A 14,965-nucleotide genomic window follows, 5' to 3' on the forward strand; every position below is an offset into this window, starting at 1 on the left:
TCAGGAAGCGCCGTCACAACGAAGCCATGCTATCGGGTAAAATTGCTTTTTTTACAGATTGCGTTGCCGCCCCATCATGCGCATAGCCCTTGCCCAGTTCAATCCTATCGTCGGCGACATCGCCGGCAACACCCAGAAAATTCTGGCGCTCGCCCACCAGGCCATCGCCGCCGGTGCCGAGGTTTTATTAACGCCCGAACTCGCACTCACCGGCTACAGCCCGGAAGACCTGTTGCTGCGTGATCATTTTTATCGTGCCTGCAGCGTCGCCATGGACGAGTTACTAGAGCTGGACGGCATCACGCTGGTGATCGGCCATCCGGTCAAGCTGGGTAATGAATATTTCAATGCTGCCACCGTATTTCGCGATGGCAATCGCCTGGGCCAGTATCACAAGATGCTACTGCCCAACGATGAAGTATTCGATGAATGCCGTTACTTCACGCCGGGCGCTGCGCCCTTGGTATTCGAGCAAAACGGCGTCAAGCTGGGCGTATTGATCTGCGAAGATATCTGGTCGGTCGAACCCGCCGCGGAGGCTCAGGATGCCGGCGCCGATGCCTTGCTGGTACTGAATGCCTCACCCTTTCACCGCAACAAGATCGAAGCGCGCCACGAGATGGCACGCTACCGGGTACAGGAAACCGGCCTGCCTCTGGCCTATGTCAACCTCAATGGCGGGCAGGATGAGTTGGTGTTTGATGGTGCGTCGTTCGCACTGAATAGTCAGGGCGAGCTATGCACGCAAGCTGCCGCCTATTGCGATGAGCTGCTACTGGTCGATTATATCGACGGCGATTTTATTGCCGGCAGTCAGGCGGCCTTGCCCGACACCACTGCCAGCGTCTATCAGGCACTGGTCAGCGGCGTGCGCGACTACACCACCAAGAACGGCTTTCCCGGCGCCCTGCTCGGCCTGTCCGGCGGGGTGGATTCGGCACTGACGCTAGCGATTGCCGTCGATGCACTGGGTGCGGACAAGGTACATGCGGTGATGATGCCCAGCCGCTACACCGCCGATATTTCGGTGTCCGACTCGCGCGACATGATCGCGCGTCTGGGCGTGCAGTACGACGAGATCGCCATCTGGCCGATGTACGAGAGCTTTACCCAGGCCTTGGCACCCTCTTTCGCCGGGCTGGCACTGGATGCCACCGAAGAAAACCTGCAGGCACGCATCCGCGGTACGCTACTGATGGCGCTGTCCAACAAGGGGGGCAAACTGGTACTGACGACCGGCAACAAGTCGGAAATGACCACCGGTTACTGCACGCTGTACGGCGATATGGCTGGTGGCTTTGCGGTACTGAAGGATGTCGCCAAGACTTTGGTTTACCAACTGTGTGAATGGCGCAACCAGCAAAGCGCCATCATTCCAGAACGCATCATCACCCGTCCGCCTTCGGCCGAATTGCGTCCCGACCAGACGGACCAGGATAGCCTGCCCCCTTACGATGTACTGGACGCCATCATGCAGCGCTACGTCGAAGGCAATCAGTCAGCGGCCGACATCATCGCCGCAGGCTATGCCGAAGCGGACGTGCTGCGCGTGGTGCGCCTATTGAAGATCAACGAATACAAACGCCGCCAGGCACCGGTCGGCCCGCGCATTACGCGCCGCGCCTTCGGCAAAGACTGGCGCTACCCCATCACCAACCGGTTCAGCTGATGAAACGCCTTATCATTCCATTTATTGCCACGCTGGCCTTGCCGGTGCAGGCGGCGGCCATCGCCCAGCTCAAGGCCTTTGTCGCCGGCACCCAGACTGTCTCGGCCCAGTTCGAACAGACGGTCACCAACCAGAAGCACCGCGAACAGGCACACGGCACACTGGAGATCTCGCGCCCGGGCAAATTCCGCTGGAGCTATGCCAAGCCCTTCGAGCAGCTGATCATCGGCGACGGCAAGCGGCTGTGGATTTACGACAAGGAGTTGGCGCAGGTCACCAGCAGGCCGCTGGACAGTGCACTGGGCTCTAGCCCGGCGGCGCTGCTGGCTGGCAGCAATGCCATCGAACGCAATTACACGCTAAAGGAAGCCGGTACCGCAGACGGGCTGGAATGGCTAAACGCCACACCACGCCAAGCCGACAATACCTTTCAGTCGCTGAAGATGGGGTTTTCCGGCAATACGCTAAAAGAAATGCGTCTGGGTGACAGCTTCGGCAATACCACACAGATCCGCTTTACTAGCGTGACAAAAAATCCGGTACTGCCGGCAGGCAGCTTCAGCTTTAACCCGCCCAAGGGTGTGGATGTACTGAGCGAATAAGACGGCAAAAGGGAAGGCTCACCGCTTTCCCTTTTTTATTGATACAGCCCGTTCGCCTCAGCGCAACGCCAGCAAAGACAGCACCCGGTAACGGCTGATGCCGGTCAGTGCCGGCAGCAGTTCGCTATAACCGGCATAGGCATCCTGCCGATTCAGCCGTGCATTGAAATCACCGGCAAAATCCCGCGCCCAGCTTTGTTCGTCCATGCGCGACAAACGGGCGACCGAATGCTCGGCCTCGGCAATGGCACTCAGGATGGCGGCACGGGCCTGCTGTGCCTGAGCAATGATGCCAACCACCCGCTGCAGGCTCTGGCGCACGCCGGCATGGTCATCCAGTTGCCAGGGCGACCGAAAAGGATCGGCCTCGGTTTCCAGACGCACCCGCTGTGGCGCCCCCGCCGGGAAACGGATGCCTTCGCCGCGGACCATCAGGCCGTCACGCAGGCGCTCCAGTGCCGACTCCGCCACGGTAAAGGCCAGATCCCCGGCCTCATCCACCTCCGCCTGCAAGCCCATACCGGCCAGCGCCCGGTTCAGGCGCTGCAGCAGCGGCTTCTCCTCGCTCCCCTCGCCCACCGTCACCACTGCCGGCTGCGAGCCACGTTCGGGCCCGATCAGCACCAGCGTCTCGGCCTTGCCGGCAGTCAGCGACGCCAGCTCCATCCCGCGCAGGGTAAAACGCTGGCGCGCCTGACCCGTAACATGAAAATGCAACTGTCCATCCAGTGTGCCGTCGGCTTTGGCCTCGCGCTGCGCCCACTGCGCATTGACGTCGGCGCTGCGCTCCTGCAGCCCCTCACGGTCGATATGGCGGCTACCCAGCTCACGACCCAGATCCGATTTGAGCAATTCAAGGCGACGCAACAACTGGTCGACAAAGTCCAGCGACTGCTGCGCACTGGTCAGCTGCTCGTTCAGTTGCGTGCTGTAACGCCAGCCTGCAGCCATCACCGGAGAGGTCGCTCTGGCCGCCTCGGCAATATCGGCCGCACGGCCGGCACCGGCCCTGGCCGGCGCCACCGCAGGCTCGGCCAAGCGGCCCTTGCCTATCGAACCTGTATCCAGCGTAGAGAGCGAAGAGCGCATAGCAGCCTCAGATCACATTAAACAGCGTCAGCTGGCTGACTTTGCCGTAAGCCTTCTGACTGGCCTGCAAGGCCAGCATATAGGTATTCATGGAGATCATGGCTTCAGCGTAATCCAGCCGTCCCAGTTCGCCCGCACTTTGCTGGTTGGACAGGCTGACATTGCCATGATTGTCCGCCATCATCTTGATGATATTCTGCGCACCGCCCTGCTCTGCAATCTTGCTGCCTATCATCTGGTGTGCCGCGTCCAGCTTGTCCAGTGTGTCACGTACCACGGCCCCGACATCCGGCACACTCAGATCGGGTTCATCCAGCCTGGCAAGCAGCGTATCGAGCTGATTGAGCATCTCCGGCAGTTGCTGCAAGTTGGCATTCGACACCTGGCTCACACCGTGGCCAATCACAACCGAGATCGATTCGGTATTGCCGCCAAACGCGTAACGGCTGCCCAGTGGCTGATTGTCAGCGTATACGATCGCGACCTGATCATTGGCGGTGCCGGAAAACAGGTAGCGCCCCTCCTGGTCGCGGGTATTCGCCGCATAAAGCAGGCTGTCACGCAGGCTCTTGAGCGAAGCCCCCATCGCCTTCAGGTCGGCGGCGGTATTACTGCCATCGGCCGCCCACACCAGCAGGTCACGCACCTGCAACATATCGTTGCTCATGCTATCCAGGTGCGACTCGTTCAGCGACAAGCGGGTACTTAAGGCGGTGATATTGTCGCGGTACTGGCCAAGCGCCGCCTCCTCGCGCTCGAGGCGCAGCAGGCGGATGCTGGCGATAGGATCGTCCGATGGAACATTCAGCCGGTTGGCCGACGACATCTGCTGCAATAGCGAGGCGAGTTTGCCGTTATTGTCTTGCAGAATATTGCTCATCGTACTGTGGTACTGGCTACTGGCTATGCGCATTGCCTGCTCCTTACAGCATGGCCAGCGTGCTGTCGAACAGCTCGCCGGCCACGGAAATCACCTTCATATTGGCCTGGTACATCTTCTGGAATTCGATCAGATTGACCGCCTCTTCGTCACTGTTCACGCCGCTGCCCGATTTCCAGCTTTTTTCAGCCTCGACGCGCACCACCTTGGCCGTTTCCAGCGACGACTTGTTGTGCTGGCTGGAGATGGCCAGTTGACCAAGCATTTGCGCGTAGGCATCGCTGAAGCTCACACTACCCAGATTGCCGATGACAATCTTCTGATCACTGATCGCGATCAGCGCCTTGAGGTTGTCGCTATTGGCAGGCTGGCCTGCCTGCAGGGAAAAAGCCAGCTCTTCGGCCTTGATGCCGGTCACCCGTATCGTGCCATCGCCACTACTGGTATCAAACAGAGCCTGGCCAGAATTGCCGGCCAGATCCAAACCTGCTGCCAGCACCGTATTGGTCTTGCTCGCCAGTTCACCCACCAGCGTCTTCACCGCGTCCATCTGCGGGCGCAGCACATTTTTTTCAAAATCGCCCAAGCCGCCCAGACGGCCACCAACCTGATCGCCACTCAACACATATTGCTCTTTGGCGAACAGCAAGGTCAGCCGCTGCGAGCCATCCAGCTGCAACTCGACCGACAGCGAGGACGCCATATTACCCACCACCAGCGGCGCGCCGCCCGGCAGGCTGACGGATTTACTGCCATCGGGCTGGTTCACCACCCGTACATCCACCAGTTCCGCCAGCGCATCGATCTGGCGGTCGCGCTCGTCCAGCAAGCCGGAGACGTTATCACCCAGCGCCTCGGCACTGGCCACCTTGTGATTGAGTACGGCCAGCTGCTGCGACAGCAGGTTGATCTGCCCGACGACCGCCCCGCGCTGCTCGCCGACCGAGGCACTTTGCACTGCGAACACCCGGTTTAGGTTATTGACCCGGCGCGCCAGGGCATCGGCCTCGCTGATGATCTGCTGGCGCAGCGGAATCGATGCCGGCTCGACACTGGCGGCGTTGAGCGCCGCGTAGAATTTGTCCAAACCGGTCGACAAGCTGGTGCCGCTACTGCCCATTACCTGTTCGAGCTGCTGGAAATATTCGCGCGAAGCCGAAAACTGCCCCTGCTGTGCTTGTGCCTGCCACATCTGCAGGTTCTTGTAACTGTCACCATAGCGGCGGATGGCCAGTACATCGACCCCGGAGCCTGGGCTGAAGCGCTCGCCCGCACCGGTGACCAGCGTCGACAGCACCACCCCCTGACGTGAATAGCCGGGGGTCATCACATTGGAAATATTCTGGCTGATGGTGTTCAGCGCGATCTGGGCCGCACTGGCACCAGACAGCGCATTGCTGGTCATGCGCATAATGGAAACCTGTTATCGGGTAAGCGTCGTGGCAACTGTCACGCCTTGCGGAGCAAGAGCGACCGGAAGGGAAACTTTCTTAAGCGGCACAGCAGAGGCATCGCTGGCCGGCACGGCCGTCGGCGGCAGCAATTGCCGCAGGATGGCATCGGCGACACCGAAGGCGCGCGAGCGCGCGAGCTGGTCGGCGACTGCCATTTGCGCCACCCCCGACAACTCGTTGCCAGCAGGTTTGCCGAACAGCCCCTCTTCGCCGCCGATAGCCTGAGTTCCCTTGTCCATGTCCTTGAGCATCTCGCGCACGAACACCGCCTCAAACGCCTCGGCCGCAGCGATGGCCTTCTGGCGCCAGGCTTCGTCAGCCGCTGCGGGTGGCGGGCCATCTTCTGCTGCCAGGCCTGACGGCAACGCGGTCGCGCTTTCTATTGTGCTCTTGAGCATGATTTTCCTTAGATCACCACCAGTTCGCCATCAATGGCACCGGCCTGGTCCAGCGCCTGCAGGATGGACATGATGTCGTCCGGCGACGCCCCTATGCTGTTGATGGTATCGATGATGGATTGCAGCTTGACCCCGGCCGGCCAGCGGAACATTTGGCCATTACCTTCGGCGACCTCTACCTGTGACTGCGGCACGGTCACCGTCTGGCCGCGCCCAAAGGCATTGGGCTGACTGACGGCATCCTGCTCGGCAATCACCACCCGCAAGCTGCCGTGCGATACGGCGGCGGCACGCACCGTCACCCCCTGACTGATCACCACGGTACCGGTACGCGAATTGAACACCACGCGCGGCAACTCGTCACCGGTGGCGATATTCAGCCGCTCCAGTCGCGCAACGAACGCCACCCGTTCGGTCGGATTGAGCGGCGCCAGCACTTCGATCGAGGTCGCGTCGCGGGTGGATGCGATCCCGCCGAACTGGCGATTGATGGTATTGACGATATTGGTCGAGGTCTGGAAGTTGGGGCGCTTCAGGCTCAGACGCACACTGGGACCGGTATCGAAATCGGTGGCGATTTCGCGCTCGACCGAGGCACCATTGGGGATGCGCCCCGAAGTCGGGGTATTGACGGTAACGCTGGAGCCGCTCTTGCCTTGAGCCGACAGACCGCCCACCACCACGCTGCCTTGCGCCAATGCATAGACCTCGCCATCGGCCGCCTTGAGCGTAGTCAGCAGCAAAGTGCCACCGCGCAGGCTTTTGGCATCTCCCAGGGAGGACACGCCCACATCGATGGTCTGTCCCTTGCGGTAACCGGGCGGCAATACGGCACTGACCATCACCGCGGCCACGTTCTTGACCTTGGTGTCACCTCTCTCCGGCTGCTTGAGGCCAAACTGGTTCAGCAAGTTGGCAACAGACTGGCCGGCAAACTTCACTTGGGAATTATCTCCCGAGCCATCCAGGCCGACCACGATGCCGTAACCCAGCAACTGGTTCTCGCGTATTCCCTCCACGCTGACCAGGTTGCGCAGCAACTGTGCCTGCGCAAGCAAGGGACAGCACAGTACGACCAGGCGTAATACGGAGCAGAACTTCATTGGCTTTCTTTCAGAACGGCATCCACGGGCTATTGAATACGCGCGTCAGCCAGCCCGGCGCATTGGCGTCGCTAAGCGCGCCACGGCCGGCATAGCTGATGCGTGCATTGGCGATACGCTGCGACGAGACGCGGTTGGTACTATCCACATCATCCAGCCGCACGTAACCGGCCAGACGCAGAAACTCCTCACCCTGGTTCAGCGTCAACTGCTTCTCGCCCTTGACCAGCATCAGCCCGCCAGGCAGCACCTGCTGCACGACAACGGTCAGCGAGCCGGCCAGACTGTTTTGCTGCGAGGAAGATGCGGCACCATCGAAGTTGCGCGCGGCATCAATGCCGACCGTGGTCTGGTAGGCCTTATTGCCGATCACGGTCGGGGTAAATTCGACGCCGGAAGTCTTGTCAAACTGGGTGCCGGCCCGCTTGCTCGCCTGTGTGGTCTCTTCCAGTACCACGGTCAGTACGTCGCCAGGGCGGAAAGCGCGCCTGTCGGCCACCAGCGCCGCCACGCCGTAAGCGGAGAACACCCCGCCGCCGGTGCCCTTGGGTGCCATCGCCGGCACTGGCGGCAATTCCGGCTCGGGCTCGGGCGGCAGACGCAGTTGAGCGCAAGCACTCAGGCACAGCAGCGACAGCAGGGCAACACGCATCATCGGGCCGACTGGGCCAGGTTCTGCATCATATTGTCGGCAGCCGACAGCACCTTGGTATTCATCTCGTAGGTGCGCTGCGCGGCGATCATCTCCACCATTTCCTCGACCACCTGCACATTGGAACCCTCCAGCGCGCCCTGCTTGAGCTTGCCCAGACCATCGGTGCCGGGGTTGCCTACCACCGGGCCACCACTGGCGTCGGTTTCCTGGAACAGGTTGCCGCCCAGTGCCAGCAAGCCGGTCGGGTTGACGAAATTGGCCAGTGTCAGCTGCCCCACCGGCGTCAGCGCCGTCGAGCCGGGCAGGTTGACGGCCACCTGCCCGCTTTCGCTAATACTGACCGAAGTGGCATTGACCGGAATACTGATGGCCGGCTCCAGCGGCAGCCCCTGCGCGCTGACCAACTGGCCGTCGGCATTAACCTGCAACTGGCCGGCACGGGTATAGCCGGTATTGCCGTCGGCCATCTGCACCTGCAGAAAACCCTGACCGATAATGGCTACATCCATGGCCTGACCCGTAGTCGAAATCGCGCCGCCGGTAAAGACTTTCTGCGTGCCGGCCAGACGGGTTCCGTTGCCGAACTGCACACCGGACGGTGCCAGATTGTTGGCATCCAGTTGCGCGCCGGGCTGGCGTTCAACCTGATAGAACAGGTCCTCGAATACCAGGCGGTCGCGCTTGAAGCCGACGGTATTGGCGTTGGCCAGGTTATTGGCAATCGCACCCAGACGCGCATCCTGCGCCTGAATGCCGGTCTTGCTGATCCATAAAGCCGGATTCATCTTTTACTCCCTGACTTAAGCGCGCACCAGGCGGTTGCCTGCATCCGCTATCTCGCCTGCGGTGTTGAACATCTTCATCTGCAATTCGAAGTCGCGTCCCAGCGCCATGGTGGCGATCATTTCCTCAACTGCCGATACATTGCTGCGTTCCAGATGGCCGCCCTTGACGCGCACGCTATCGTCCGCCGGTAGCACGCCGCCGGCACGACTGATGATGAAGCCGCTGGCGTTCTTACCCAGCTCTTCCGGCGCAGGCCTCACCAGCTTGAGCCTGGCGACCGGCTGCATCACCGATTCCCCTTGCGCCTGTACCGACAAGGTGCCATCGGATGCGATCGCCAGCTGGCTAAAAGGAGGCAAGGTAATCGCCCCGCCATCGCCCAGCACCGGTCGCCCCAGCACGCTCAGCGCGCCATCCGGGCCGATATTCAGGTTGCCGGCGCGGGTATACACTTCCTGCCCCTTGTCTAAGACCGCTAAAAAGCCCTCGCCCTCGATGGCTACATCCAGTTCACGCCCGGTGGCATGAATCGCGCCGGCACGGCTATTGACCGCAGCCGGTTCCAGCCGCGTCATATGGCGCGCATCGAAGCCCGTGCCCGGCACGGCCTGACTGCGGGCGACACCGAAGTCGGCGCGAAAACCGGTGGTTTCGCTGTTGGCCAGGTTGTTGGCGTGTATCTGCTGAGCCTTGAGCGCGCGGTTGGCGCCGCTCATGACAGTAAAAATCAGTGCATCCATGATTGCCTCAGATCGCCTGCATCAATGCCTGCATGGTCTGACTCTCGGCCGTGATCACCTTGGTATTGGCCTGATAGCTGCGCTGCGCGCTCATCAGTTTGACCAGCTCGGACGTCATGTCGACGTTGGAGCCTTCGATCACGCCGGAAGCCAGCGCGCCGGCCTTGCCGTTGCCCGGCACCGAGACAATGGGCACACCGGAAGCCGGCGAATCCACCCAGCTGGCACCGGACACAGGAGAGAGCCCGGCCTCGTTCGGGAAGCTGGCAATCGCGATGACACCGACCGCCATACGCTGGCCGTTGCTGTACTGCGCGACCAGATTGCCATTGTTTTCGATACGGACTCCGGTCATCACCCCCGACGCGTAGCCGTTGACACTATTGGCCAGCGTCGTACTCTCGCCGGCAAACAGCGTGGTGCCGGCGTAGTCGGCGTTTATCGTCAACGCCGCGGCGCCGCCTGGCGTCCCCAGATCAAGCGCGGCGGTACTAGGCCCCGTGAGCTGGCCATCGGCGTCGAACGTCAGCGCTGTCGTTGCACCGACGAGACCACCATCGAGCGAATACTTGACGTCGACCGTATCCACCCCGGTCCTGACGAAATACTGGGTCAGGCTGTGCTTGTCGCCGCGCGAGTCATACACCACCGACACGGTCGAGGCGTTAAAGGTGGATGGGTCATCCTTGCTGAACGCCCCGGTCATGGTTGTCCAGCCGGTCGACAGGTTGCCGGTATATTTAAGCGTGCTGCTGGCCATGGCCGGAATCTGCCCGGACGGAATCTTGAGATCGCCCAGCGCCCCCAGCGCACCGTTGGCGATATTGACGCCATAGCCCTGCACACGGCGCGACGAACCATCGACCAGAAAACCGTCCTTGTCGGCATTGAACATGCCGACACGGGTGTACTGGTCGGCGCCGTCACTGCCGCGGGTAATGAAAAAACCGCTGCCGTCGATTGCAGCATCCAGCATGCGTCCGGTCGACTGCATGCTGCCCATGCGGCCGATATCCTGAGTCCGCGAGGAGACGCCCACCCCCATCGCCTGCGCGCCGACGTAAAGCGAAGCAAAGTTGGTGCGCCCCGTTTTGTAACCATGGGAAGACGCGTTGGCAATATTGTTGCTGATGCTGTCCAACTGACTGCTGATGGCATTGATACCGGATACGGCGATTTCTAGACTCATGCAAAGACTCCTTGCGCTAGGCCGGCTTGGCGCCGGAGAGCTGGGTAATGGAAGAAGCGGGGAAGTCGCCAAGCCCGGTCAGGGTCAGCATGGGTTCGCCGCCGCCAACCGGCAGGCGCACCCCTTCGATCAGGGCAGAAAACTCGGCGGGTGCCGGCGCCTTGGAGGCCGTCTCCACCGCCACGCGATAGCGCCCCGGCGCCAGGCCATGTGCGGCAGGGTCGATGCTGAAGCCGGCCTTGCCAGCCGGCTGCGCGCCCAGCGCGATGCGTACCGGCAGGCCGTTGTCGCCGGTCAGCACCAGCGTGACGGCACTTTCGGCATTGCCCAGCATGACCTGGCCCGACAACTTGTTGCCGGACAGGCGGATCTCTTCGCTGGCGACCAGCGCCTCGCGCCCGATCTGCCCGCCCAGCGCCATGCCCTGCAGCTCGCGCAGCATCAGCGTATTGCCCTTCAGTTCGGACAGCATGGAAAGCGAGGTCTGCATCTGGTTCATCTGCACCAGCTGGGTCATGAACTGGGCCGGATCGGTCGGCTCCAGCGGGTTCTGATTCTTGATCTGCGCCATCAGCAAGGTCATGAACATATCGGCATCCCCCAGCTGGCCGCTGCCATTGGTGGCGACCGGTGCCGGGGTCGGAGTCGCTGCCCCTTGCCGGCTGTCTGCCGCAATATTAGAAACTGCCATCAACCCTCTCCCAGCTTGAGCAGGTCACCCTGCATGGAGCGCACCCGGGTCATCACTTCGACATTGGTCTGAAATGCACGCGAGGCGGCCATCATGTCGGTCATTTCCTCGACCGGATTCACATTGGGGTAAAACACATTACCTTCGGCATCGGCCAGCGGATTACCCGGCTCATGCAGCTTGCGTAGTGGAGCCGGACTCTTGACCACATCCAGCACCGCCACGCCGGCACCCTGCCAGCCATCGCCCCCCCCTTGCAGCACGGAGGCAAACACCGGCTTGCGTGCACGGTAGGCCAGCGATTCGGCCCCGGCGGCCGATTCGGCATTGGCCAGATTGCTGGCGATAGTATTGAGGCGTACGGTCTGGGCGGTCATGGCCGACCCTGCGATGCGCGAGATATCCCGGAATGACATGGTTTACTGCCCTGAAATGGCTTTGGCCAGCCCCCTGAACTTCATATTCAGGAAGGTCAGGCTGGTCTGGAAATCACTGCTGTTTTGTGCAAATTCGGCCTGCTCGACCCCCAGCTCCACCGTATTACCGTCTTGCGATGCATGATTGGGGACGCGATATTGCACGCTAGCCTCCATCATCTCACCGGCTTCATGCCCGCCATCGGCGGCCAGTTGCAAGCTGGCGGCAAAATCCATATCGCGCGCTTGATAGCCCGGCGTATTCTCATTGGCAAGATTGGACGCCAGGATGCGGGTCCGCTCGGCTCTGAGCTTAAGGGCTTCGGGATGGATGCCCAGCGCCTTGTCAAAACTCATCCCCATTGACACCTCCTGCTGCGTTCAATACCGTGGTTGTGAATACTGAAGTTCAATTAAAAATCAGCCGGACTAGTTGATAGTCGATATTAATAAACACGCCCAGTTACGTACATGTAATAATTACCAAGTCGCCCCCAATGGCAATATTCACACCCCCGCGCCGCGCCGCCTTGGCCTTGCTGCTACTGCTAAGTGCCGGCAGCCACGCCGCCGCAAACACGCCAGACTTGCAGGCACAACTGGAACTTGCCGCCGACAGGCTGATCAAGACCCGCCTGCAATCGGCCGGGCCACACGGTTACCAGACCGCACTGACCGTCATCCCGCCACGCGAAGCCAGCCAGCTCCCCCCTTGCCGGACGCTGCCACAGATCCGGGCAGCAGACAGCCGCACCTTAAGCCGCATGCGCTTTGCCGTGAGTTGCCCGGGCGCCTGGCAAAGCATGTGGATCGTGCGCGCGAACCTCACTGCCCCCCCTTTGCCCGGTAACGGGGACAAAAGCGCAGACACGCCAAGCGCAAGCAGGCCGCTGATGCCGCCCGAGCGGATGCAGCAGCCGCTACTGATCAGACGCGGAGACAAGGTAGAGATTATTGCCCGCCAGCCCGGCATCGAAGTGCGGGTGGCAGGCGAAGCCCGCGATAACGGCAGGGAAGGCGATGTGATACGAGTGCAGAATCCGGCCAGTGGCCGCACCCTGCCGATGAAGGTTATCCAGCCAGGTGTGGTAACGCCTCTGGCGCAGTAAGCTGCGCTTGACGCAGACGCACCGAATCCACCACCCGCGTCAGCTTGCGGGCGTAATCCGGGTCGGTCGCGTAGCCGCCAGAGGCTAGCGAGCGGGCAAAGGCAGCGGCGTCGCTACCCGCACCCAGCGCACCGCGATAACGCGGATTGGACGAGAGCAGACGGGCATAATCATCAAAAGCCGCCTCATACCCGGGGTAGGCACGAAAAGACTCGACACGGCGCACAGACTGGCCAGCGAGAAATTCGGTCGTCGGCGTCCGGGCCGAGTCACCCGCCCAGCCCGCCCCCGCCTTGATACCGAACAGGTTGAAGCTGTGCGATCCGTCGCCACGCAGGATGGGGCGCCGTCCCCAGTCCGACTCCAGTGCCGCATGCGCGGCCACAATCTCGGGTGCCACCCCCAGCCGCGCCGCAGCCTGACGCGCATAGGGCAGAATGGATGCGACAAAGCCGGACGCTTCTTCATTTATCGATGTCACTGAAACCGGCGCAGCGGCCGCTTCCGGCATCGCAACACGGCGATGCAGCCATGCGCCCTCGGCGGAGAGCCCGGACAGCCCGGCGCTACCGTTGCCGATATACGCCAGCACTTCATCCTGGGTCTGCCGGTACAGGGCACTGAACTGCGGCGTCATGCCGGCAGTTTGCGGCATCGCCGGCACAGGGCGCGCCGTAGCAGCGGGCAGATAGCCGGCAATGAGTTGGGCTTGCTTGCCGGTTTCAGGCAGGAACATAAACATCCTCGTCACCGAACATCAAGCGGCTCAGCAAGACATGTTGCTCGCTCATCAACTTGCCGTTGCGTACATTCATTTGCCGGCAATGGCCGACTTTGACGCACAGCTTATCCCAATACAACTGACAGCGCCCGCCCAGCTCGGCGGGCAGACGCCCAAACAACTGCTGCATCGATGGCGTCCGGCTCGGCCCCAGCAGGGTGTGCAATAAACGCTCGCGCTCGCGCCGGCTGGCCTCCAGCACGCCAGTCAATTGCAGCAACTCTGCAGCCAGCGAATCGAGCGCGCCAGCATCGCAACGCGCGATGGCGGCAAACTGGGCCTCCAGTTGTGCCTCAAGCCGCTCATAGGCGGCAAGGTCGGTCTGAATTCCCGACATCAACTGCCTGAGCACCAGCGCTGCCGTCATCGGGCGGCGCCGTGATAACGGGCAATCAGCCCGGCCAGCTTGTCGGCATCGAAGCCTATCTCGCCACGGGCCAGCGCCTCGCGTAGCGCCAGCACCTTATCCATGTCCACGTCAGGCATCGCCGACAGCGCCTGCATCGTCGGCGCAATGCGGCCGGCCTCGCCCACGGACGCGGCGGCGCGTGCCGGCGAACTTGCCGGCGGCGTACTGCGCGTGCTGGTAGCCAGTTCACGCAGTTCGGTTCTTTGTGGGGTGATGCGCATAGATAGCCTCATGATCGATAAACCCGCTACCCTAACAAGGCGACAAAGCCGAACAAAAACTTAAAACTGTTCCGGCAGAGGCTTGAGCAGGGTGATGCGACGGTTATCCAGACGGATGTAATGGCCGTAGACCAGTTCCTTGAGGATGCGCGCCACCATCTCGCGCGACGAGCCGATGCGCTCGGCGATCTCTTGCTGGGTAAAGGTCTTTTCCAGTTGCAGCACGCCATCGCTCTCGACCATGACCTCGCCGAACAGGATACGGATGCGGCCATACACATCCAGCAAAGCCAGATTGCGCGCGACCAAAGACATGGAACGCACCATACCGGCCAGACGCAGCAGGATGCGCTGGCGACTGCTACTACTGGGCAGGCCATCCGCATCGCCAAACACCAACACCAGATCCTGACGGCGAAACTTCAACAATTCGCTGTTTTCATCGGCACAAATCCCCCAGGCACTGCCGCCGCCATCCAGATAGGACACCTCGCCCAGTACATCGCCGGCCTTATTGAACATGAAGACAAAACGCTTGCCGTTGCCGTCCTCGGCGCAGCACTGAACCCGGCCAGACAGCAGTACATAAATGCCATCCAGGACGTCACCTTCGCGGAACAGCAACTCGCCCTTGCGCAGACGCAAGGGCTGACCGGCCTCCAGCAACAGCGCCACGGAGGCGTCCGGCAGTTCGGCAAAAAAATCGCAGGAGGCAATCAGTTGCCGGTTAATTTCATTGTTTTTTGTCACGATTTCAGCTTCATCACTAGCCT

General features: G+C 61.5%; 19 protein-coding genes. 3 read left to right on the forward strand and 16 right to left on the reverse strand.

Going from position 1 to position 14,965, the window contains the following annotated elements; translation table 11 throughout:
- The first annotated feature begins 76 nt into the window (after positions 1–76).
- Both ACRC1E_RS13025 and lolA read left to right on the forward strand, forming a co-directional pair.
- Entirely contained in the window at positions 77–1,669 is a 1,593-nt protein-coding gene (locus ACRC1E_RS13025) for an NAD+ synthase (RefSeq protein ID WP_438515517.1), read from the forward strand.
- Positions 1,669–2,271, forward strand: coding sequence for an outer membrane lipoprotein chaperone LolA (gene lolA / locus ACRC1E_RS13030; RefSeq protein ID WP_438515518.1), 603 nt, complete (start codon positions 1,669–1,671; stop codon positions 2,269–2,271). Before ACRC1E_RS13025 ends, lolA begins: the two co-directional genes overlap by 1 nt.
- Positions 2,272–2,328: 57 nt before the next feature.
- Here lolA and ACRC1E_RS13035 read toward each other — a convergent pair whose 3' ends face one another.
- From ACRC1E_RS13035 to flgB, 12 genes are read right to left on the reverse strand one after another with little or no spacing between them, the layout of a single operon-like run.
- Positions 2,329–3,360, reverse strand: coding sequence for a hypothetical protein (locus tag ACRC1E_RS13035; RefSeq protein ID WP_438515519.1), 1,032 nt, complete (start codon positions 3,358–3,360; stop codon positions 2,329–2,331).
- A gap of 7 nt (positions 3,361–3,367) precedes the next feature.
- Positions 3,368–4,273, reverse strand: coding sequence for a flagellar hook-associated protein FlgL (flgL, locus tag ACRC1E_RS13040; protein WP_438515520.1), 906 nt, complete (start codon positions 4,271–4,273; stop codon positions 3,368–3,370).
- Positions 4,274–4,283: 10 nt separating this feature from the next.
- A complete protein-coding gene (flgK, locus tag ACRC1E_RS13045) occupies positions 4,284–5,651 on the reverse strand; it encodes a flagellar hook-associated protein FlgK (RefSeq protein WP_438515521.1) in 1,368 nt (455 codons plus the stop codon).
- 12 nt (positions 5,652–5,663) lie between these two features.
- On the reverse strand, positions 5,664–6,092 hold the full coding sequence (locus ACRC1E_RS13050) for a flagellar biosynthesis protein FlgJ (protein ID WP_438515522.1): 429 nt from the start codon (positions 6,090–6,092) through the stop codon (positions 5,664–5,666).
- Between the two features lie 8 nt (positions 6,093–6,100).
- Positions 6,101–7,195, reverse strand: a complete 1,095-nt coding sequence (locus ACRC1E_RS13055) for a flagellar basal body P-ring protein FlgI (protein WP_438515523.1) — start codon at positions 7,193–7,195, stop codon at positions 6,101–6,103.
- A 10-nt stretch (positions 7,196–7,205) separates the two neighbouring features.
- Positions 7,206–7,850 (reverse strand): flagellar basal body L-ring protein FlgH, encoded by a 645-nt coding sequence (gene flgH, locus ACRC1E_RS13060; RefSeq protein WP_438515524.1) that lies wholly within the window; start codon positions 7,848–7,850, stop codon positions 7,206–7,208.
- Positions 7,847–8,635, reverse strand: a complete 789-nt coding sequence (gene flgG / locus ACRC1E_RS13065; protein ID WP_438515525.1) for a flagellar basal-body rod protein FlgG — start codon at positions 8,633–8,635, stop codon at positions 7,847–7,849. Before flgG ends, flgH begins: the two co-directional genes overlap by 4 nt.
- 15 nt (positions 8,636–8,650) lie before the next feature.
- Positions 8,651–9,376: a flagellar basal body rod protein FlgF gene (locus tag ACRC1E_RS13070; RefSeq protein ID WP_438515526.1), complete on the reverse strand. Its 726-nt coding sequence runs from the start codon at positions 9,374–9,376 to the stop codon at positions 8,651–8,653.
- Positions 9,377–9,383: 7 nt separating this feature from the next.
- The gene (locus tag ACRC1E_RS13075; protein WP_438515527.1) at positions 9,384–10,565 is read right to left on the reverse strand and encodes a flagellar hook protein FlgE; all 1,182 of its coding nucleotides are present in this window, start codon (positions 10,563–10,565) and stop codon (positions 9,384–9,386) included.
- Positions 10,566–10,581: 16 nt separating this feature from the next.
- Complete coding sequence (locus ACRC1E_RS13080; protein WP_438515528.1) at positions 10,582–11,256, reverse strand: flagellar hook capping FlgD N-terminal domain-containing protein; 675 nt, start codon at positions 11,254–11,256, stop codon at positions 10,582–10,584.
- Complete coding sequence (gene flgC / locus ACRC1E_RS13085) at positions 11,256–11,672, reverse strand: flagellar basal body rod protein FlgC (protein WP_438515529.1); 417 nt, start codon at positions 11,670–11,672, stop codon at positions 11,256–11,258. The genes ACRC1E_RS13080 and flgC overlap by 1 nt, the downstream gene beginning before the upstream one ends.
- 3 nt (positions 11,673–11,675) lie before the next feature.
- A complete protein-coding gene (gene flgB, locus ACRC1E_RS13090) occupies positions 11,676–12,035 on the reverse strand; it encodes a flagellar basal body rod protein FlgB (protein WP_438515530.1) in 360 nt (119 codons plus the stop codon).
- A 134-nt stretch (positions 12,036–12,169) separates the two neighbouring features.
- Between flgB and flgA the strand changes: the two genes are divergently transcribed.
- Positions 12,170–12,781, forward strand: coding sequence for a flagellar basal body P-ring formation chaperone FlgA (gene flgA, locus ACRC1E_RS13095; protein ID WP_438515531.1), 612 nt, complete (start codon positions 12,170–12,172; stop codon positions 12,779–12,781).
- Here flgA and ACRC1E_RS13100 read toward each other — a convergent pair.
- The 4 genes from ACRC1E_RS13100 to ACRC1E_RS13115 form a co-directional block, all read right to left on the reverse strand.
- A complete protein-coding gene (locus ACRC1E_RS13100; protein WP_438515532.1) occupies positions 12,744–13,517 on the reverse strand; it encodes a glycoside hydrolase family 73 protein in 774 nt (257 codons plus the stop codon). The two genes, flgA and ACRC1E_RS13100, sit on opposite strands and share 38 nt — an antisense overlap.
- The gene (gene flgN, locus ACRC1E_RS13105) at positions 13,504–13,929 is read right to left on the reverse strand and encodes a flagellar export chaperone FlgN (protein WP_438515533.1); all 426 of its coding nucleotides are present in this window, start codon (positions 13,927–13,929) and stop codon (positions 13,504–13,506) included. Before flgN ends, ACRC1E_RS13100 begins: the two co-directional genes overlap by 14 nt.
- The gene (locus ACRC1E_RS13110) at positions 13,926–14,192 is read right to left on the reverse strand and encodes a flagellar biosynthesis anti-sigma factor FlgM (RefSeq protein ID WP_438515534.1); all 267 of its coding nucleotides are present in this window, start codon (positions 14,190–14,192) and stop codon (positions 13,926–13,928) included. Before ACRC1E_RS13110 ends, flgN begins: the two co-directional genes overlap by 4 nt.
- 60 nt (positions 14,193–14,252) lie before the next feature.
- The coding region (locus ACRC1E_RS13115) for a Crp/Fnr family transcriptional regulator (RefSeq protein ID WP_438515535.1) at positions 14,253–14,965 on the reverse strand (713 nt) is incomplete at its 5' end.

The sequence above is a fragment of the Craterilacuibacter sp. genome (assembly GCF_051659485.1).
In the GTDB taxonomy this organism is placed as follows: domain Bacteria; phylum Pseudomonadota; class Gammaproteobacteria; order Burkholderiales; family Chromobacteriaceae; genus Craterilacuibacter.